The organism is Enterococcus sp. 3H8_DIV0648 (assembly GCF_002140655.1).
GTDB classification, from domain to species: Bacteria; Bacillota; Bacilli; order Lactobacillales; family Enterococcaceae; genus Enterococcus_A; species Enterococcus_A hulanensis.
In genome coordinates, this window is record NZ_NGLG01000001.1 from 2,490,041 (window position 1) to 2,509,543 (window position 19,503).

Annotated in this window: 19 protein-coding genes; 6 read left to right on the plus strand and 13 right to left on the minus strand. The window is 41.3% G+C overall.

Annotated elements, in window-relative coordinates; genetic code table 11:
- Positions 1–272: 272 nt before the first annotated feature.
- Positions 273–899, minus strand: a complete 627-nt coding sequence (locus tag A5875_RS11445) for a DUF1054 domain-containing protein (RefSeq protein WP_088933707.1) — start codon at positions 897–899, stop codon at positions 273–275.
- A 267-nt stretch (positions 900–1,166) separates the two neighbouring features.
- On the opposite strand from A5875_RS11445, the gene A5875_RS11450 reads away from it, so the two are divergent.
- Positions 1,167–2,174 (plus strand): alcohol dehydrogenase catalytic domain-containing protein, encoded by a 1,008-nt coding sequence (locus A5875_RS11450; RefSeq protein WP_088933708.1) that lies wholly within the window; start codon positions 1,167–1,169, stop codon positions 2,172–2,174.
- Between the two features lie 220 nt (positions 2,175–2,394).
- A complete protein-coding gene (locus A5875_RS11455; protein ID WP_088933709.1) occupies positions 2,395–3,126 on the plus strand; it encodes an MIP/aquaporin family protein in 732 nt (243 codons plus the stop codon).
- A 42-nt stretch (positions 3,127–3,168) separates the two neighbouring features.
- Here A5875_RS11455 and A5875_RS11460 read toward each other — a convergent pair whose 3' ends face one another.
- From A5875_RS11460 to A5875_RS11470, 3 genes are all read right to left on the minus strand, one after another.
- Complete coding sequence (locus tag A5875_RS11460) at positions 3,169–3,399, minus strand: hypothetical protein (RefSeq protein ID WP_088933710.1); 231 nt, start codon at positions 3,397–3,399, stop codon at positions 3,169–3,171.
- Between the two features lie 77 nt (positions 3,400–3,476).
- Positions 3,477–3,941 (minus strand): VOC family protein, encoded by a 465-nt coding sequence (locus tag A5875_RS11465; RefSeq protein ID WP_088933711.1) that lies wholly within the window; start codon positions 3,939–3,941, stop codon positions 3,477–3,479.
- A 57-nt stretch (positions 3,942–3,998) separates the two neighbouring features.
- Positions 3,999–4,832, minus strand: a complete 834-nt coding sequence (locus A5875_RS11470) for a helix-turn-helix domain-containing protein (protein WP_088933712.1) — start codon at positions 4,830–4,832, stop codon at positions 3,999–4,001.
- Positions 4,833–4,996: 164 nt separating this feature from the next.
- Here A5875_RS11470 and A5875_RS11475 point away from each other — a divergent pair, with 164 nt between their 5' ends.
- Together A5875_RS11475 and A5875_RS11480 are read left to right on the plus strand one after the other, a co-directional pair.
- Positions 4,997–5,248: an AbrB/MazE/SpoVT family DNA-binding domain-containing protein gene (locus A5875_RS11475; protein WP_088933713.1), complete on the plus strand. Its 252-nt coding sequence runs from the start codon at positions 4,997–4,999 to the stop codon at positions 5,246–5,248.
- Positions 5,249–5,620 carry a type II toxin-antitoxin system RelE/ParE family toxin gene (locus A5875_RS11480; protein WP_242551104.1) on the plus strand — a complete coding sequence of 124 codons (372 nt, stop codon included), beginning with the start codon at positions 5,249–5,251 and terminating at the stop codon, positions 5,618–5,620.
- Positions 5,621–5,628: 8 nt separating this feature from the next.
- Here the strand turns inward: A5875_RS11480 and gltX are convergent, their stop codons facing one another.
- From gltX to A5875_RS11495, 3 genes are all read right to left on the minus strand, one after another.
- Positions 5,629–7,140: a glutamate--tRNA ligase gene (gene gltX, locus A5875_RS11485; protein ID WP_088933714.1), complete on the minus strand. Its 1,512-nt coding sequence runs from the start codon at positions 7,138–7,140 to the stop codon at positions 5,629–5,631.
- A gap of 76 nt (positions 7,141–7,216) precedes the next feature.
- Positions 7,217–8,593 carry a glutamate decarboxylase gene (locus A5875_RS11490; RefSeq protein ID WP_088933715.1) on the minus strand — a complete coding sequence of 459 codons (1,377 nt, stop codon included), beginning with the start codon at positions 8,591–8,593 and terminating at the stop codon, positions 7,217–7,219.
- A gap of 54 nt (positions 8,594–8,647) precedes the next feature.
- Entirely contained in the window at positions 8,648–10,126 is a 1,479-nt protein-coding gene (locus A5875_RS11495) for an amino acid permease (RefSeq protein WP_088933716.1), read from the minus strand.
- Positions 10,127–10,622: 496 nt separating this feature from the next.
- Here A5875_RS11495 and A5875_RS11500 point away from each other — a divergent pair, with 496 nt between their 5' ends.
- Complete coding sequence (locus tag A5875_RS11500) at positions 10,623–12,131, plus strand: helix-turn-helix domain-containing protein (RefSeq protein ID WP_088933717.1); 1,509 nt, start codon at positions 10,623–10,625, stop codon at positions 12,129–12,131.
- A 757-nt stretch (positions 12,132–12,888) separates the two neighbouring features.
- Here A5875_RS11500 and A5875_RS11505 read toward each other — a convergent pair.
- The 3 genes from A5875_RS11505 to A5875_RS11515 all read right to left on the minus strand — a co-directional run bounded on the left by A5875_RS11505 (position 12,889) and on the right by A5875_RS11515 (position 15,473).
- A complete protein-coding gene (locus A5875_RS11505; protein WP_088933718.1) occupies positions 12,889–13,842 on the minus strand; it encodes a Gfo/Idh/MocA family protein in 954 nt (317 codons plus the stop codon).
- A 79-nt stretch (positions 13,843–13,921) separates the two neighbouring features.
- Complete coding sequence (locus A5875_RS11510; protein WP_088933719.1) at positions 13,922–14,536, minus strand: TVP38/TMEM64 family protein; 615 nt, start codon at positions 14,534–14,536, stop codon at positions 13,922–13,924.
- Between the two features lie 64 nt (positions 14,537–14,600).
- A complete protein-coding gene (locus A5875_RS11515; protein WP_088933720.1) occupies positions 14,601–15,473 on the minus strand; it encodes an alpha/beta hydrolase fold domain-containing protein in 873 nt (290 codons plus the stop codon).
- Positions 15,474–15,588: 115 nt separating this feature from the next.
- Here A5875_RS11515 and A5875_RS11520 point away from each other — a divergent pair, with 115 nt between their 5' ends.
- Positions 15,589–16,599, plus strand: coding sequence for an acyltransferase family protein (locus A5875_RS11520; RefSeq protein WP_088933721.1), 1,011 nt, complete (start codon positions 15,589–15,591; stop codon positions 16,597–16,599).
- 13 nt (positions 16,600–16,612) lie between these two features.
- Here A5875_RS11520 and A5875_RS11525 read toward each other — a convergent pair whose 3' ends face one another.
- The 3 genes from A5875_RS11525 to deoD all read right to left on the minus strand — a co-directional run bounded on the left by A5875_RS11525 (position 16,613) and on the right by deoD (position 19,458).
- Positions 16,613–17,800 (minus strand): iron-containing alcohol dehydrogenase, encoded by a 1,188-nt coding sequence (locus A5875_RS11525; protein ID WP_088933722.1) that lies wholly within the window; start codon positions 17,798–17,800, stop codon positions 16,613–16,615.
- Positions 17,801–17,908: 108 nt separating this feature from the next.
- The gene (locus A5875_RS11530; protein WP_088933723.1) at positions 17,909–18,649 is read right to left on the minus strand and encodes an alpha/beta fold hydrolase; all 741 of its coding nucleotides are present in this window, start codon (positions 18,647–18,649) and stop codon (positions 17,909–17,911) included.
- Positions 18,650–18,750: 101 nt separating this feature from the next.
- Complete coding sequence (gene deoD, locus A5875_RS11535) at positions 18,751–19,458, minus strand: purine-nucleoside phosphorylase (RefSeq protein WP_088933724.1); 708 nt, start codon at positions 19,456–19,458, stop codon at positions 18,751–18,753.
- Positions 19,459–19,503 lie beyond the last annotated feature (45 nt).

Genomic DNA, 19,503 nt, shown 5'->3' on the forward strand with positions numbered 1-19,503 from the left:
AGAATCATAAGCGCGCTGTTCCTGTTTTCAAACCTAATTTTGTCACAGTCTCAAAGCGCGTTTGTCACAGTATGTATACGTCTGTTAAAAAAGACGCTTTGTAAAAAAAACAAGTTTCACCTTTCAATTTCCTCACACCTTAATTGGATAAAAAAAACAGCGAAAAAATCGCTGTTCAACTTCTCTGGCTTATTTGCGAGCTCAAAAATTCATCCACATTTTCCACTTTAAACTTGAATGAGTTTCTTTAATTTGATCAAAAAGAGCCAAATTTAGTTTTCCACCTGTGCAAAACTTGCTTCAATGGCTAATTGATAGATTGGCACCAATTGTTCGTAGGTTTCCACCATAAACGCCTGTGCCGCTTCGGGTTCTTTCCAGATTGGGTCTTCTTTTTTGATGATTCGGCCAATTTGGAACTCGCCTTTTTTCACATCACGGAACCTTTTCAACAGTCGTTCGGTATTTTCTGGTGATAACTCCTCCACTTTTGGCTGGGTATGATCGCCGGATAAGACGAAGTCTGGGGATAACCCGGCAATCACTTGTTGATTATCCAAGAGTGCTTGTGCGATCGCCTGCTCATTTTTCGGCTGATCGATGCAAGACAACCACATAAAGACATAGTCTGGCCAAATCCCTAATTGGAAATGGGGCTCCATCTTGTAGCCGCGCTTTTGGCGACTCAAGGCTGACCAAGTATTTTCCGGTGGATAAGTCGTGCGGCGTCGATGCTGGGCGATGTGGATAAATAAGTCTTCCCCCAGCAGCGGTTCCAGCACCTGTTGAAATACTTCATCTAATTGTTGAAAAGTCGGTTGGATTTCTTTACGAATAGCCGCCATCCGTCCATCCAATCCTTCAACATCAAAAACTTCAAAACTTTTTTCAGTGAACATGTTCTTCCTCCTATTTCCTACTATTATAATTCTACCTATCTTCGCTGCCCCTCACAAGTTAAGTACAACTTTCACAACAGAAAAAGCGGAGAATCTTTCCTTTTCTAGCGATTTTGACAAACAACTAGGGCCAAATTTGCTAAAACATTCTTGTTCTTTTTCGATTTTGAAGAAATTATTTCCTTCTCTTTGTTAAATAAAGTATATTATAAGTAGTCATTTTAAAAGTGGAGATTCAGAAAGTTATTTCTGAGGAGGTTAAAACGAATGATTTCAGACGCGATTGGGTTCGAGAAAAAATTTCGTTTAAAAGAAGATAAAAAATTTGAACAATATAAAATCATGCTTCCGAAATTACGGGAAAATGATGTCATGATAAAAATTTCCGCCATTTCCATCAGCACCTTGGATACACAGATTCGCCAAACGATCAAAGGCAACAAGAAGCCCTACATCTTAGGCTTCGGCGGCGTCGGGATCATTACCCGGCTAGGCAGCAGCAACCCGCGCCTAAACGTGGGGGATCGCGTACTCTACGTGAATAAGGTCGGAAAATACGGCAGCTACAGTAATTTTCAGATCGCTGATGTCCGATCGATCATAAAATTGCCGGATTCATTTCCAACTGATGAGGCCGCGGCTTTTTCCTACAGCTTTTTCTTAGCCTTTGAAGTCTTGTTCAAGCAGCTGCAGCTGACACCGAAGCCGGGGAAAAACCAAGGCAATCTGCTGATCTTGAATACTTCGGATGGTTTGGGTGCGACCATCATCCAGCTGGCGAAATGGGCGGGACTCAAGGTCGCCGCTACGATCAACAAGAACAACTCGGAGATTTGGATCAAAAATATGGGCGCAGATGTGGTTCTTTCGCAATCTACCCATTTATCCCGCGAATTGAGCGATGCCGACATGACACCGATCGATTACGTGATCAACTTGGATACTGAAAAGGAAAAAAGCTTCGATCATCTAGCTGAGTTCAAGGACACGGCTAAGATACTGCTGCTGCATTTCATTAAAAAGAAAAGCAAAAACTTCGATCCAGACTACCTGAACTTTTATTGTGAAGAATTCTTGGAAGCATCCTTTGCTACTGAGGAAGGCATCGAATATTCTCACAATGTCATGGAGCTCTTGGTCTACTTATGGGAGAAGAAACAATTGAAATCGATTTTAACCGCCCAGCTAAACGGTTTTTCCGATAAAAATTTCTATGGGGCTCATAAATTGATTGAAAACAATCCCAACTTCCGTCATCTGGTTCTAATAAACTGACGAAAACTCGTTCATTTGAATGAGTTTTTTTCTATTTAAAGCAAATTTTTCGTTGAAATCTCGCTATCTCCCGCTTTAATAACCAGTGTTGTCATTTCTCATAGAAATTTACTGTTTTTTTGAGGTTAACATTTGCTAATTACAAAGATAGGGATTAAGATATAGAATGAAATTTTCATTTACATTTTCATTCTTATTTCAAATATTTTAGGAGGTTTTTATGGATTATTCACTGACTACTCGGTTAGCTGCTGAGTTCTTGGGGACTGCTTTATTAGTAATGTTAGGAAATGGCGCAGTTGCCAACGTTGATTTGAGAGGTACAAAAGGTTACGGCAGTGACTGGATGTTGATTGCAGTAGGTTACGGCTGCGGGGTTATGATTCCTGCAATGATTTTCGGCGGTATTAGCGGTAACCACATCAACCCAGCGTTTACGATTGGTTTGGCTGTGAGCGGCTTTTTCCCTTGGGCTGAAGTTCTTCCTTACATCGCCGTTCAATTCCTTGGCGCGATGGTCGGACAATTAGTCGTTGTAGCAAGCTACAAACCTTATTATGACCAAACAGAAGACAAGCTGCACGTATTAGGAACATTCTCAACGATCAATAGTGTTGGTTCTAAATTTAACGGATTCGTGAATGAGTTCTTTGGTTCATTCATTTTATTCTTCGGTGCCCTTGGGATCACGAAAGCACCCTTCTTCCAAGACAATTTAGGAACAGCGCACTTAGCATTAGGTTTTCTAGTATGGACATTGGTCGCATCCTTTGGCGGACCAACTGGACCTGGTTTGAACCCAGCACGTGACTTAGGTCCTCGGATCATGCATGCACTATTACCATTGAAACACAAAGGCGATTCACAATGGAGCTATTCATGGGTGCCCGTTTTAGCACCGATCGTGGCTTCCATCGCAGCCATCGCATTATATAAAGCACTATTCATTTAACCTAAAAACACTGTCGCAAAAATGCGACAGTGTTTTTTTACTCTATTCGATTCTCTCTGTTCTTCTTTTTTTATCAGCTAGTCCCTCTTCCAGTACGACAGGCTTTGGATCAGCGAGCACTATGAGGACATCTTGATTGTTCTTGTTTTTATGCTTTTCAATTCCAACATTTGCTTGCCTTTCTTCAATCGAAACGTTTTGAACAGCTTGTTGAATGTTTGCGTCAAAAAAATCATTTGGCTGAATAGGCGGTACGATACCATGTTCATTCATTGCAACTACCTCCAAAAGAATTTTTGTATTAAAGATAATTCTACTCGCATTCTTCGTACCTAGCAAACCGCTTCTTCTTATCCTTGCACAAACTGTTGAACAAATGCTACTGGGAACATCGTTTTCTCCGCCGTTTCTGTGACGGACATTCCTTGATTCAAGAAGCGTTTGACCACACTTTCCATACTCTCAGAAACTTCTACAATGTATCTATCATGGTCATAAAAACGCATGACTCGCTGCCCCCATGGATACTCCTTGCTGTGATGAAGAAATTCGATCCCATCCACTTTTGCAAGTTTTACTTCCCATTTATCCAGATCCTCCACTTCAAAATAGAGCTGAAAATTATCCGGCTGGTCTTTTGGTTTCAACGAAACACCAAGCAAGCCTTCATAATCAGCCTGCAACGTAAAGCCGCTGGCAAAAGCTACATGAATATTATCCAAATCCATCTGCACCTCTTGTTCCATGACCTCTTCATAAAACTGCTTTGCCTTTGTCATATCTTTTACTGCAATCAATACTCCGCCATAATTCATGTTTATCACCCCTAGAGCCGACCTGTGGCTCCCTTTCTCTTTTTCCCAACTATACCCTTAGAATTTGGCGATTTCACTGTAAAAATCGGACATCTTTCGGCGATAGGCTTGCGGCGTATTGCCGGTTATCCGCTTGAAATCACGATTAAAATGAGAAAAATCATAATAACCAGCAGCTTCGTAGACTTTGGTAAGTTCTCCATCAGGCTGGTTTAACAAACGAATCGTTCGATTGACGCGAACCAAACGTGAAAAAGTTTTACTGCTCATGCCTAAATATTCATTGAATAAGCGCGTCAAATGCCGCTCACTATAAAAGACCGCATCCGACAATTCCTTCAATGAACTATTGCCGGATTGGCGAATGATTTGTTTAGCCGAAGCGGTTAATTCCGGTGGACACTCCTGTAAAATAGCCCGCAAAAACAATTGATCGACACTAAAAATCAGCGCTTGAACACTTTCGGCTGTTTCCAGCAATTCCAGGATTGCTCGATTTAATTTAGCCTGAACCAACTCAAAGGAAAAAAGCTGATCCGTCAGCTCAGTTTGTTTAAAACCTAAAAAAGGATACAGCCCTGCTGGTTGAAACTCCACGATAAATAATTGATCGAAGGTCGCCGCCTGATCTCCCACCCGCGCCGCTTTTGTCGCCGGACCAAATAATCGACTGCTGAAATTCTGATTTTCCAAAGCAAAGATCAACGTTCCGCAGCCATGGGGAATCACCGTGTACTCCTCCGAGATCGATTCTTTGGTTGGAAATGTCAGCGTGTAATTTGAAATATAGTCCTGTAATGCTGGATGAGGCTTCACGTATAAACACTCTTCATTGCCAAAAATAATACGCTGCCGATCTTGATAAGCAAAGATCGCCTTTTGTTCGATCATGAACCTCACCCCTTTTGATTTCTCTTTCTTCCATCATAGCAAGCTTGTTTTTCGTTTGTCCATTGCTTTTAAATTATTTGATCGCTCAAAAAGTTATAACATGTTATAGCCCCTTAAAAGAAATCACTGGAATTTACGTACTTTATTAACAGGAGGTCATGCTGATGAAACAAATCAAGGTTCGAAAAATCGGAAACTCGATCGGCGGAATTTTCCCTAAGGAGTGGGGGCTGCATGAAGGCGATGTGTTAAACGTTCGCAGAGCAGGAAATCTCTTTATTTTAGATGCGCAAGATGCTACAAAAGAGCAGGATCGCCAACTGATTGAAGAAAGCTTCGCGGATTTTGAAACAAAAAACACCGTCACTGAATCAGAAATGACCGAGCTTTTCGGCAAATATGGTTGGGGCGAATAAATGGAAAAGTATACACTCATTTACTCTGAATATTTTAAGAAGAGTCTTCAGGCAAACATCTTCGAATGGCAAAACGAGCTGCTTCTGCCTGATGAAAAAATTCGCCAATTTGTTCAAGCGATTTATCACTCATTCAACCATTTGAAGCAATTTCCCGAAATGTATGAAAACGTCGCGGATAGATACGGCTTTGATCGTCCAACCTATCAGATTCTGATTGGAAAAAGTTTCGCGATCTTCTACCGTATCAATCAAGAGGAGCACACGATTTTAATCGGAAATATGTTCAAGCAAAAAAATGAAGCTACAGCTCGAAAAAAACTATCACCGGTAAAGCCCAATAGAAGCTTTACCGGTGATAGTTTTTTGTAGTATACAAATTATTTATTTAGGTAGTCCAATGCATTGTCGATTAAATGCTGCACAGTATCTTTCGGCATTACAGATAGAATGTCGGTGATTTGCGGTGCAGATTTGCTGTCGGTGAATACGACATTCAATGGCATGTACAGCTTGCGGCCTTTTTGTTCGGTTTCCTTTTGAACAGTCGATAAGATCGCTGGGTAATCTACTGGTTCTTTCGCATTTTTTAATTCTGCTGACATCGCGGTCAAAATTTGTTTGACGCTTTCGCTATCAAATTCTGCCAAGTCGGTATAAGTGAAGGTCACTTGGTTGGCATTTTTGATAAACAAGATTTTTTCCATGAATGTCATTAAAGTCTTCGCTTCTGTGTGATAGATGTCCACGACTTTCTTCACAAAATCAAGATCGTTTTCGATCCCCATGGCTTTTAATTGTTCCGCTACATCGGTTTCCGCAGCGTCGACTAGCAGCATGATCCGGCGTGTTAGTTCGTCTACAGAAGTTTTTTTGATGTATTCCGCGTTGGTCCAATCTAGTTTCTTTTGATCGAAGTAAGCAGGCGATGCTGACATTCGGTTGATATCATATGCTTCGATCAATTCTTCGCGAGTGAACAATTCTTTTTCTCCGACTGGTGACCAGCCAAGAAAGGCAATAAAGTTCAATAATGCTTCGTTCAAATAGCCATATTTACGGTATTGGCTGATGAATTGCAGCGTATTTTTATCCCGTTTACTCAATTTCTTGTGGGTATCCAAGCTATAGATCAGTGTGATATGACCGAATAGCGGTTGTGGGATACCTAGCGCTTCGTATACGGCGATTTGTTTTGGTGTATTGGCAATGTGGTCATCACCACGCAACACGTGTGTCATCTTCATTAGATAGTCATCAATAACTACGGCAAAGTTGTACGTTGCCATGCCGTTGCTTTTTTCAATGATGAAATCTCCGCCGATGTTGTCTGAATTAAATTCGACACGGCCTTTGATCATATCGTCCCAGCCATAAATGTGGTCTTCAGGCAAATGCAGACGAACAGTTGGTTTGCGGCCTTCTGCTTCGGCTTGTTTGATTTGTTCTTCACTTGCACCATACCAGCGGCCGTCATAATGCGGCGCGATTTTGGCTTCGATTTGTTGTTCATGTAATTCTTTTAGTTCTTCTTCTGTCGCATAGTCCTTATAAGCCAGACCAGCGTCTAATAATTGTTGTACGTATTTGTGATACAAGTTCACACGATCTTTTTGATGGTAAGGGGCAAATTCAACTTTCGGTTTATCCGGACCTTCGTCCCAGTCGATGCCTAACCAATGAAGATTTTCCATCTGGCTTTCTTCACCATGCGGAACATTTCTTTTCAAGTCAGTATCTTCGATTCGCAGAACCCAAGTGCCGTTATAATGTTTCGCAAACAGGTAGTTGAATAACGCCGATTGCGCATTTCCTAAATGTAAAAACCCTGTTGGACTTGGTGCGTATCTCACTCGTACGTCGCCGGTAACTTCTACTTTGTCTTTTTTCAATTTGATTCCCTCCAGTTTAAAAGCCCTAATAAAAATGGTGCTTTATTAGGGCTTTAATAACAGATGCTATTATAGGTTAAGATGCGTGATGAATCAAATGATTACTATTTAAATCGTCGATTGCACGATGTAAGTCATCGATGAAATCATCACAGATAGCCATAGTCATAGCTGGACGAACGACGATCCGACTGATAGTTACATCGTCAAGATCTTTTGGAAGTGGATAAGCCGGTACTTGCCAGCCGTATTCCTTCAACTTGTCTTCTAAATCATATAGATTCCAAGTTAATTCGATATTATCCGCAATTTTCCAGCAGTTGATTGGCAATTGTGAACCATCATTGATGATATCAAAAATACCTAGCGCTTTTAATTCTGTATTGATCCGTTTTGATACTTCTCTTACATTGTTCATGATGGCAGTGAATCCTTCACGGCCAAAACGAATCAAATTGTAATATTGAGCAACGATATGTGCTCCGCTGTGAGAGAAGTTAATAGCGATTGAATCTACGCTGCTGCCAAGGTAAGGAACAGAGAAGCGCATTTCTGCTGGTAAATATTCTTCCGTATTTTCGCGCCAAACAATCCAGCCAATCCCAGGATAAACCATCCCGTATTTATGCCCTGAAACATTGATTGATGCTACATTTTTCAAACGGAAGTCCCATGGTTTGAAACCATCAACAAATGGTGCGAAAAAGCCGCCAAATGCTGCGTCGACATGGATCTTAATTGGTAATTGTGCCGTTTTGTTGTATTCAGAAACAAGTTCATCTAATTTTTGAATATCGTCTACTTCGCCGGTGTAAGTAATCCCTTGAATACCTACGATACCAATGGTGTTTTCGTCCACATAATCCATCACGATGTCTGTGTTTAATGACATATGGTTTTCATCCATTGGAACTTCCCGCATCTCGACATTCCAGTACGTACAGAATTTTTCCCATACAACTTGGAATGCAGACATGATAACTAAGTTGGGTTTGTGTTCATGCAAGTTGTCGATATCCAGACCTGCTGCTTTGGCACGATGTTTCCAGCTGTGTAATAAAGCAAGTCCGCCTAGCATACAACCTTCTGAAGAACCAACTGTTGAAGTTCCGATGAAGTCTTTGTATAATTCTTTGCCTTCACCAATATTCCACATGTGTGCAATCATACTAATTGAATAGTTTTCCATTGCTGTGGTTTTTGGATATTCTGATTTGTCAATCGCATTCGTTTCAAGTGATCCAAGCATTAAGCGGTCCGCTTGTGGTTCCATTTGAGTGGTACAAAATGTTGCCAAGTTTTGATCGGCCTTTGCTTCATTCAAGCGAATATGATTGACGAGCGTCTCGGCTGTGTCTGGGTTCATACCCTCATCAGGCAACACTTGTTTAGGCATGCTGCGAGCAGCTTCTTTACTTCCTAAAAATGAACTTTCTAAATAATCTGTACTCATGTTAAAGATCTCCTTAGTTAAGATATATTCTTCTCTTTGATTTAAAAATTCTTTTTAATGAACAGGGTGGTGCACATCGCTTCCTGATTTATCGTGATGATGCAAGGTCCAGTTGCCATGGAATAGATACATGATAAATGGAATGAAGAAAACGATAATGAACGCTGTTAATAGTAATGTCAGATACGTATGTTTTTGTTGCATATTGTAGGCAGCTGGCGGGAAGAATGTTACGACAAACCCGAAAGCTGATAAAACGAAACCTAGAACACCCATGATGACACGCATTACTTTTGATTTTGCTGCTCGGAACGTCCGATTCAAATCGTCGTGTTTGAACACCAATACTAAATAAGTAACGAACATCAGCATATACATTAAGGTATACAACGCAACGGTCAAACTCATCGCTGTTTGGAATGAAAGGTTTGATTTGTCTCCGCCGGCACCAAAGGTTAATAGTGCGGCCATGATAGAAACGATCACACCTTGCAAGATCATAACGTTGGTTTCAACGCCATAAGCGTTCGTTTTAGCGAAACGTTCTGGTAAATAGCCTTCTTTAGCGGCTTCGTACATCCCAGCATTTGGTCCAACGACCCAGCTGCTGATTTCGCCGATAATCCCGATAGCAAGTAACAGACCAATCAAACGTTCAATAAAGACCACGTTGATCCATGGGAATTGTTGAACTAAAGCACCATAAGCATAAACAATCCCGGTACTTAATTGGATCTTGGCATTTGGAATCGTTGCGCCGATTGAGATCGTTCCGATAATATCAGAAGCAATCGCACAAATCGCCAGCGCCATCATTACCTTAGGATAAACAGAAGGTTTCTTTAAATCTTTTACGTGAGTCGCTGATCCTTCAGCACCTGCAAAAGCTAAGATAAATGGAACAAATCCAACTAACACATTACCGCTCCAGCTTGATGGCAAGATCGTATGCGGATTGATTTTGATCAACATTGGATTGCCTTTCACCAAATACGTGATCGTTAAGAACAATAGTAGAAAGACTGGAATAATGACACCAATCGTAAAGCTCCATTGCGCGATTTTCCCGGTGATTTTTGTTCCTCGTTGTTGTGCGAAGATCAAGCCCCACAAGATAACCATCATAATGATGAATTTGAACAATGGATTAGTATTAATGACTGGAACATTGAAAGTGATCGATAAGCAGCCAATGATGAAATACATCATAGTACACATACCAACGGTGATATGAATCCATTGATAAAATAATGCCGACCAACCAAGACGTTCCCCTAACATGTGACGACCCCAAGTAAAGATTCCGCCCTTGCTCCAACCATCGACTGAAGCCATTTCACCAGCGGAACGAGTTACAGGAATAAACCATAAGATACCTGCTAAGAATAGGAAGAACAAAGCTGTTGGTCCTTGCTTAGCAAAAGCTGCAAATCCGTAGACAGTCATGACCATTGAAGTAGTCATTGAGAATAATTGAACACCAGTAAGCTGGTTATGCTCACTCAAAGAGGTGCTTTTCTCGTCGTTATTCATTTGTGACACATCCTTTAAATTCATTGCAATCGAAGTGCGCACTTCCGAACTACAGCCATCATATTAGCCCTAAAAAAATCAAAGTCAAACCACGTTCCAGCCCTCTATTAGAAGGTTTATTAAAATATATCCTGCCATCATAATGGAAGAAACCCTTTATTCATCCCCACTTTCTCTTTTCACTTACACGAAATAAAAACGGTTTTTAAGAAAAAAAGCAGCAGGTCTAAATTGTGCACAAAATCACCGCAAAGTTTTGGAAGAGAACCGTCAATTTCTTAGCAAATGATAATCCTTCACAAATAAAGCGTGCGCAAAAAAGAATACTCGCAGACGTCTTTAAATCAACTTTCACATAGTCACTAGTCTATCTTTAATGATGAGCGCTTATACTGTTGACCTTGAAGGATACCTGTGTGCCAGTTTTACTTATTCCAGTGGTAAAACGGCGAACACACAAAATCAATTCCTTATGATGAAAGAGAAGTGTGAATGCATGAGCATCGATCTATTATTAGATTTTGAAAGTCAGGCGCTTTTTTCTATTTTTACCTATTTAAAAGAAAATCCCGGTTTTCACGATATCAATGAAATCTCAGAACAAGTCGGTTTTGAGAAACGTACCACATCAAAATACTTAGAACGTCTATCGGTACTTTCCAATGAAGTGCTGAAAAAAATCGGAGTTGTTCCACTCACCACCTCAGAACGAAATTATCAAATCACTCAAACCAACTATGCTGCAAACAAGGAATTGTCCTTGGCTATCTACCACATCTCAATGAAAATTGATTTGGTGGAAAGTTTGCTGCTGATTAAAGAAAATACAATGGATTCTTTGATGGATAAATATAACCTGAGCTATTCCACTTTAAAAAAAGATGTTTACGAGGTGCGGGATTATCTTAAAGAAGCCAATATCGACCTTCATATTAGAAACGGTGAGCTGGTGCTTTCTGGACTTGAACCTACGATTCGGCTGTTCTTCTTGAGCTTTTTTTGGCAATTGTATGGCGGTTATGGTCAGCCCTTTAATATTGAGAACTCGCCAGAGAAAAATTTTATTTTTGAAAAGCTTAGTTTTTTACTATCAGATCAAATCGATCCGATTACCAAAGTTCAATACGACTATTTAGTGGATATCACACTGATCCGCTACCAATCTGATCATAGGATCGAAAATAATGAACTGCCTGTCGAATCAATTTTGATTGGAACGAAATTCGTGCAGCATTTCCATTTTATTACGGAAGAAAATGTTTCTGCCTACACGAATTTTAAAGATGAGCTTTATTTCATGCTCTTATTTTTACAATCTAAAATGGTCTTTTATCGCAACAACACCTTCTTCCAAGAGATGAAGAAATATCATAAAGAGATTGATTCAAATATTTATCAAGCCAATCAGTTCTTCATTCAAAATATTGGGTTGCTCTTCAACCAATTCCAATTCGATTACGACGAATTAGAGAAGGAACTGTATGTCATCCATACACGCTTGTTGTTCAAAAGCTTCTATAACTATGTACCGATCGGTGAACATTACAATCTTTATCCCGAAGACATGGCGATCGTCCAAAAAAATCTTCGCTGCCGTTTCGAGAACATTTGTCAGCGAAATAGCCTGATCTATTCACAGCTTGACTATGCGATTTTTCTCTACGCAGCATTAAGCATCGCCAATGAATTTATGACGGAATACGAATTATCGATTTTTATCGACGATTCAAAAGGGGAATTCAATTCTATTTGGTTAAAAAAATTCTTTATAAAAAGTACCGGCGGTTTAGTCAAACTAAACTTTGTTGATCCTAATCGTTTTTTACTAGCAGACGAATCAGTCGATCTGATTATCAGCACCAATAAGTTTTTCCCGATCGAAAACAGCCGCAACAAACCGATCCTCTTTTTAGAATGCAAAGACAAATACGAAGACCTGAAAAACTTCCAAGCAATGGTTCGAAAAATCATGATCCAAAAAAATAAGCAGCTGCAAACAAACTAAAATCACGCACACTTTTTAAACAAAAATTGAACTTTTCGCCAATTTTGAGAAAATATTTCTGCTCACGTACCTTGAATCAACGCAGTGCTCCTGAACAAAAAATAAAATCATGCTATACTACCCACAGTTAGTTTCTCTTTCCAAAATCAAACTAACTGAATGAACGAGACGATCGACCGACATATTCGATCGTCTTTGTCAGTTCTGCTTTTCGCAGTACATTGAGTTTGAGGGTGAAATATTTTTTTAAATAATTCATTGATCAAGATGTTTAGCAGAATGATATGCGTGGCGTCAATATATACATTTTTCGCGTTTTTCGAAAAATGTATCCTTACTTTCAAGCTAGCTGTCAGTTCTGCTTTTCGCAGTATATTAAGTTTGAGGGTGAAATATTTTTTAAATAATTCATTGATCAAGTTGTTTAGCAGAATGATATGGCGACGAAGAGTAGTATAAATTTTGCCAAAAACTTATTTCCTTTATACTTTGAGTTGACTACGATTATTTTATGTATTTAATTAGCGCTCATCAATCCACAACAAAAACCCCTCTTAGAATAAATTCTAAGAGGGGGTTTCACCAGTATCAAAATTTGATAGAAAGGTTCTTCGTCCACTAAGCTTCTTTCCGACACCCTGAAATCCGACAGGTGACTTACGTCTTTGTGCCTCTGGTATCGAAGGATCATTAATTACAGATCCACTCGACTCGTCGCATGAGACAAACTATAGCACATCCGCTTAGCCTTTGACAATCATTTTTGATTGTTCTTATAAATTGCTTCCGTGATCTCCACTGTTTTTAACGTTAATTCCTTCGTTACGATCGGACTTTCCAAGCGACCTTGCTTCAGACACTCATTTACATGCTCGACTTCAAAGACAAATTCACTCTTTTGATCACTGTGCAGCGTTTCCTTGCGCCCGTCACTATATTCAATCTCCGCGGTATCCGTCTTCCAAAAATCAGGAACGACGATTTTGCCCTTTTCACCATAAATGATCATCCGTTTCGGCAAATCCAGATCGACTGTCAAAAAGATCGTGCCCAGCACGCCATTGGAAAAGCGCAAGGTTGCTTGTGCCTGCGCGTCAGATTGACCTGCTGGAAAAGTCAGTGTACCCTTGAACTCCTCCGGCAAAGCACCTAATAAATGCTGCATGTATTCCAACGGATACGTTCCGGCACCTCGGAAAACACCGCCGCCCGCAGATAAATCGCGAAACCATGAAATATGATCGATATTAGGATACGCCGTCACGGAGTCTAACCAGTGTATGGTACCGATTTTTCCTGCTTGAATGACCTGCTGGATTTGATCGGTAATCGGTAAAAAGAGAGCCTTTTGCGCTTCCATCAAGAACAGCTCACGTTCTTTGGCGATCGCAAACAATTCCTCCGCCTGTGCCAGCGTCATGGTAAAGGGCTTTTCCAATAAAACATGCTTATTATTCATCAAGGCCAATTTTGCGGCATCGTAATGGCCTTTATTATAGACCGCCACATAGACGATATCGACGTCTTCGCTTTGGCATAATTTCTCGTAACTGCCGAATGCCTTAGGAATGTCCAGCTCCTGCGCCATTTTCTCAGCCTTTTCGATCCCCCGTGAAGCGATCGCAGTCACGACTCCGTCTTTGCTTTCTTTGACTCCCGCCACAAAACGCGGGACCACTTGGGCTGTACTTAAAATTCCGTAACGAATCATTCTTATTTCCTCCTAATTCGACAATTAAGGAACTGATTTAAACAATCAGTCCCCATCGTTTTTTATATTCTTACTATTATTAAAGACCCGCGATCGTCTTATTCAAAACGAACAAGCAGAAGTAGCCATACGCTCCCACAGACCAAAGCTTAAAGATCAAAATGATCTTCAGGTACTCGCGAAATGAAAGGTCGGTCATTCCCGCGACTAGACAAGTCAGGTCGTCAGGCAGGAACGGGAAGATAAAACAGATGATCAATAATTTTTTGATATCCTGCGTATGATCCTGTAAAGCGGCTTCAAATTTTTGGAAATTCTTCTCAGACAAAACAAGACGGGCAAACTTTGGGCCGAAGCGCCGTACTAATAAAAACAGCCCGATTTCTCCAACCACCAGTCCAATATAACTGTAGATAATCCCAGGAATATTGCCAAACATCAGCATTCCCACGATCGTCGCAAAACCACCCGGCAGAAAAGGAATGATCGGCTGGATCGCCTGCACGACGATAAACGCTATGATAGCAAAATTACCAAAGTTCTTGATAAAATGCTGCAGGTCCGCCACTGAACGGAACATACCGGAGTGTCGCGTATAAATCAAGATAAGAATAAACGCTGCTAAACCAATGACAGGTAAAACTTGGATCACTTTTTGCTGCCACGGTGCACGTGAATGTGATTTTTGTGCCATCCTTCCCCTCCTATCGAGTGCCTAAATGAATTCTGCCTACTATTTTTTAATTAAGAAGTCTGCTTTATTGGTAAAACTCGCCGATTTGATCAACATACGGCAATGATTCTTTCAATGGATAAACGACAAAATCATGCATCATGCCTTCCACAACTTCCAAACGCATCGTCGTCCCCTGACTGCGCTTGATCCGATCTCTTAGGCGCAGCACGTCCGGATACAATATCTCATCCGTTCCTGCCACTACTAATAAATCACCCAGATTATCAAAATTCCCATAAATCGGGGAAACCAGCGGATCTGTCAAAGGCAGCTCACCGGCGTAGTTCTCGCCTGCTTCTGCTAATAAATCCTTTTCTAATAATACATCTTTTTCTTGAAGTTCCTGTGATCGCGGATCGCTCAATGAAGCATCCAGCCAAGGTGATGCCAAGGCTATTTTTTTAGGACGTTTAGGCAAATCGATATTCCGCAAATGCTGCGCCAAACTCATCGCTAAGCCGCCCCCTGCTGAATCACCAAACAAGAAAAAACAGTCATCCGGATATAAATAAGTTAATTGTTTAAAGGCCCGTTCCGTCAATGGTACGGTTTTGTCTGCCGTATTTTCCGGCGCTAACGGATAATCAAAATAACTGACCTTTAGATTATAACGCTTCACAAACCGTTCTTGAATCTCTTTATGAAACGGTGACGCCTCCAACGCATAGCCGCCCCCATGCAAATAGAACACATGACGCCTCGTTGGATGCCCAGGAAATAACGTAATCAGCTGATGTCCGTCGATCTCCGTGATCTTTTGCGGGATATCCGTTTGCGAAAGCCTGCGATTAACCAAGCGGCGCCGCTTTGGCGGATCGACCATCGTCGCTCCTACCAGTTTTTTCATATTGATTACTTTAAACACGTTTTTTACAAATTTCGCTGAATAGCGCATCGCTGTATCCTCCAAATATTTCCCACATCGTCGCATAGAATTCGACTTTTCATGCTACAATAGATAAGGTAGACTATCGCAGTCTGCCACTTAAGCATAACGGAATCTGGAGGAGGTGTCCACAATCACAAAACCGAATCGCGAATACCTTTACGATAATATTCGCGGCATCTTGATTTTGCTCGTGGTCTTGGGACACGCATTGGAATATTTTCGTTTAGATAACAAGGTCGGAGAATTTATTTACGTCTTTATCTACCTATTCCACATGCCTGTATTTATCTTTATTTCTGGCTATTTTTCAAAAAATTTAGCAAAGGGCCGCTCCACTGCGGTGGAAACCTTTTTAGTGCCTTATCTGCTGTTAAATATGATCTTAACGCTTATCATGTTGGCAATTGGTAAAATCGATCAATTTATGATTTTGAGTCCAGGCTGGACCCTTTGGTATTTATATTGTATGTTTATCTGGCGTTTATTGCTACCAGACCTCGTAAAAGTACGAAGAATCTTAATTTTGAGTTTTATTGTTGGAATATTCTCCGGCTTTTTGACCGAGTTCGGTACGTATATGGCAATGGCTCGAACATTAGGTTTTCTGCCTTATTTCTTAGCGGGCTATTTCACGACACCAGAGCATGTCGCGCGAATTCGCAAAGTTCCCTTTAGAAAGACGATCAGCTTCGGCATCATCATTTTCGCGATCGTCAACGCCTATTTTTGGACCAAAAACAATTTGCCGCCAGAGCTTTTATGGCGAGATCGGGCCTACGCTTTCTTTCCCGTTCCGCTGCTGCAAAAAATATTGACGATCGTCTTTTTATACGGAATCGGATTCGCGTTTATCTTTGTCTTTCTTGCCCTCGTCAATAATAAACCACATTTTTTTACAGCCTGGGGACAGCGCACCTTAGCGATATACCTGCTGCATGTTTATCTCGTGGCACCATTAGTAGAGTTCACACAATTTGAAAAAGACCCGCTGATTCATTTGATTCTTTTAGTGGCCGGCAGCGTCTTTATTACTTATCTGCTGTCACGTCCCAAAGTCACCGAAACTCTGCAAAAAACAATTGCCCGAATATTGCATTTTATTATGCCAAACAAAAACGGCGACTCGTCATGAGCCGCCGTTTTTTCTATTCAAAGCTGCTTTCAGTTAAGCACGCTGTATAAATTTCTTTGACTGCCGCTTCATCCAATGGGACAAAGGCATCTGTTTTGATGGTACTGTGAGCCACCGCTTGTTTGGCCATTTCATCAAATTTTTCTTCATCGATGCCGACTTCCGGTAAAGTCATTGGGATGCCGCAGGCTTTGAAGTAATCGTATAATTTTTGAATCCCGATTCGCGCTGCCAACATGGGAACTTTTTCTTCGACATTCCAAACATTCCAGGCGAAGTGAGCAAATTTATCGACGGTTTCATCATTCAATGAATACTCCATCCAACGCGGTGTCAAAATCGCTAAACCGACACCGTGCGTAATATCGTAAAAAGCACTCAACTCATGCTCCATCGGATGACAAGACCAAGCACCCGGTTTGCCGTTGCCAGTTAATCCATTCAAGGCTAACGTGCTGGCCCACATCAAGTTCGCCCGTGCATCATAATCCTCTGGATATTTCAAAGCAATCGGACAGTTCTTGATAACCGAACGCATCAAGCCTTCTGAAACAGAATCTTGGACATCGGTTCCTTCCGTGCGTTTGAAATAATTTTCGATCAAGTGGCTCATAATATCCGCAGAGCCAGCCGCTGTTTGATATTTGTTCACGCTGAAGGTATTTTGCGGATCTAAGAAGGAAACTTTCGGCAACATCGCTTTACTGCCGGTTCCTAATTTTTGATGCGTTGAAAGATTAGAGATTACCGCACCGCTGTTCATTTCACTGCCTGTCGCAGCAAGCGTCAAGATCGTCACTAACGGTAACGCACCGCCTTGATATTTGCGACGTTGTAAAACCAGATCCCAAGCATCGCCGTCAAATTTTGTGGCAGCCGCTACGACCTTGGCACAGTCAATCGTTGAGCCGCCACCGACTGCTAAGATCACATCGATATTTTCCTCGCGACAAATTTCCGCCCCGCGGCGAACCGTTTCGATCCGCGGATTTGGTTCCACGCCAGCTAATTCAAAGACTTCATTACCATTGGCCTTCAGCTGCTCCATCACTTTATCGTATAAACCGATTTTCTTGATGCTGCCGCCGCCATACACGATCAACACTCGTTTACCGAATTGATTCAGCACTTCTGGTAATTCAGCCAAACGATCTTTCCCGAAACGAATATCCGTTGTTACATGAAAATCAAAATTCTCCATTAACATTTCCTCCCTGTTTACTTCTATCCATTTATCATAAGCCAAAGTTTTCCAGAAAGAAACTAACTTCCCTCATTTTCTCCCGTTTTAATTTGCCGCTTTCAATCGTTAACCGCCTAAGCTGTTCGCAAAAAATGCCGTGATCTGATCCATCGTAGCGATCTGAACAAAATGCCGCTCCTTCGCACTGACAAAAGTAAGATTGTCCTGCGGATTTGCTTTGATAAAATCAGCAGTATGCTGATAAGGAACTTTTTCATCCTCCGTCCCATGCCAGAAAAATACAGGTCGCCCCGCTACTTTTTCAGGAGCTAAAGATAAGTCATACCCTTCCAGCCAAGAGGTCAGCTGCCGATAATCCTTCGGCAAATAAAAACCTAATTCCCCCGCATGCATACTAATGCGATCACGATACTTAATCGGTGCAGGCGACCCCATCACACAAGCCGCCACATCGATCTCCGGATGCTGCGTCAACAACATACAGGTGGTGATTCCGCCCATCGAGATTCCGCCAACACCAATTTTCCCCATCACTAAACCAAGATTTTCAAAATAATCCACCAAATAACCAAACTCATACAAATTCGTTTGAATACTATCCCAAAAAGTCAGCGATGGAATCTCCGAAGTCTTCGTCTTCCGTTCCCCATGATTCGCCGCATCCGGCAACAACACACGAAAATTCTCCGCCGCCAATTTCCGCCCCTGCGTCAACACCAGCTCCTTCGCCGTCTGCCAACCATGATAATAAATAATCAGCGGCAACGGTTCATAAATTTTATCCTCTGCCACGACCTCCAGCAATGGAATATTGCCTATCGTGCGCTTTCGAACAGCAACTTTCATCTTGATCCTCCCAATCATGCTTATTTACTTCTATTATACCTATCAATTCTTAGAGACACGAAGAAACCGCCCTTCATAATGAAAGACGGCTTCTAAAACTTTTATTCTGCAATCAATGTTTCCAACCCAACGTACATCATATCTTTAAATGTATTTTGGCGTTCTTCTGAAGTTGTTTCCTCACCTGTCACCATATGGTCGCTGACAGTCATGATGCCTAGTGCTTGAACATGGAATTTCGCGCCTAAGTAATATAAGATCGCTGCTTCCATCTCAACACCCATTACGCCATATTCGGCTAATTTGAAGGTTGGTTCCAAATCATCTTTGTAGAAGGTATCTTCTGACAACACATTTCCAACATGTGTCGTGAAGCCTTTTTCCTTTGCCACTTCATAGGCCTTCATCATCAATTCAAAATCAGCAATTGGTGCAAAGTGGAAATCAGGGAAATGTTTTTTCACCATTGATGAACTAGTCACTGCCCCTTGAGCAATAATCAGGTCACGAACGTGAACGTCTTTTGACAACGCGCCGCAGGTTCCCACACGGATTAATTTCTTCACGCCGTAAGATTGGATCAACTCTTGCGCATAGATTCCGGCAGAAGGCATTCCCATTCCTGTACCTTGGACAGAAACACGTTCACCTTTATAAGTTCCCGTGTAGCCTAACATGCCGCGCACGTTGTTATAGCATTTTGCATCCTCTAAAAAATTCTCCGCGATAAATTTTGCCCGCAACGGATCTCCCGGCAGTAAAATCTTATCAGCAATCTCACCTTGTTTCGCTTCAATATGAACGCTCATTGTATTCCTCCTTATTTGTTTTAATTAATTTTCGTACGCATACTT

Coding starts and splice junctions, on each gene's coding strand:
- A5875_RS11445 (WP_088933707.1), bottom strand. CDS start 899: ATGTTCACTGAAAAAAGTTTTGAAGTTTTTGATGTTGAAGGATTGGAT.
- A5875_RS11450 (WP_088933708.1), top strand. CDS start 1,167: ATGATTTCAGACGCGATTGGGTTCGAGAAAAAATTTCGTTTAAAAGAA.
- A5875_RS11455 (WP_088933709.1), top strand. CDS start 2,395: ATGGATTATTCACTGACTACTCGGTTAGCTGCTGAGTTCTTGGGGACT.
- A5875_RS11460 (WP_088933710.1), bottom strand. CDS start 3,399: ATGAATGAACATGGTATCGTACCGCCTATTCAGCCAAATGATTTTTTT.
- A5875_RS11465 (WP_088933711.1), bottom strand. CDS start 3,941: ATGAATTATGGCGGAGTATTGATTGCAGTAAAAGATATGACAAAGGCA.
- A5875_RS11470 (WP_088933712.1), bottom strand. CDS start 4,832: ATGATCGAACAAAAGGCGATCTTTGCTTATCAAGATCGGCAGCGTATT.
- A5875_RS11475 (WP_088933713.1), top strand. CDS start 4,997: ATGAAACAAATCAAGGTTCGAAAAATCGGAAACTCGATCGGCGGAATT.
- A5875_RS11480 (WP_242551104.1), top strand. CDS start 5,249: ATGGAAAAGTATACACTCATTTACTCTGAATATTTTAAGAAGAGTCTT.
- A5875_RS11490 (WP_088933715.1), bottom strand. CDS start 8,593: ATGAGTACAGATTATTTAGAAAGTTCATTTTTAGGAAGTAAAGAAGCT.
- A5875_RS11495 (WP_088933716.1), bottom strand. CDS start 10,126: ATGAATAACGACGAGAAAAGCACCTCTTTGAGTGAGCATAACCAGCTT.
- A5875_RS11500 (WP_088933717.1), top strand. CDS start 10,623: ATGAGCATCGATCTATTATTAGATTTTGAAAGTCAGGCGCTTTTTTCT.
- A5875_RS11505 (WP_088933718.1), bottom strand. CDS start 13,842: ATGATTCGTTACGGAATTTTAAGTACAGCCCAAGTGGTCCCGCGTTTT.
- A5875_RS11510 (WP_088933719.1), bottom strand. CDS start 14,536: ATGGCACAAAAATCACATTCACGTGCACCGTGGCAGCAAAAAGTGATC.
- A5875_RS11515 (WP_088933720.1), bottom strand. CDS start 15,473: ATGCGCTATTCAGCGAAATTTGTAAAAAACGTGTTTAAAGTAATCAAT.
- A5875_RS11525 (WP_088933722.1), bottom strand. CDS start 17,800: ATGGAGAATTTTGATTTTCATGTAACAACGGATATTCGTTTCGGGAAA.
- A5875_RS11530 (WP_088933723.1), bottom strand. CDS start 18,649: ATGAAAGTTGCTGTTCGAAAGCGCACGATAGGCAATATTCCATTGCTG.
- deoD (WP_088933724.1), bottom strand. CDS start 19,458: ATGAGCGTTCATATTGAAGCGAAACAAGGTGAGATTGCTGATAAGATT.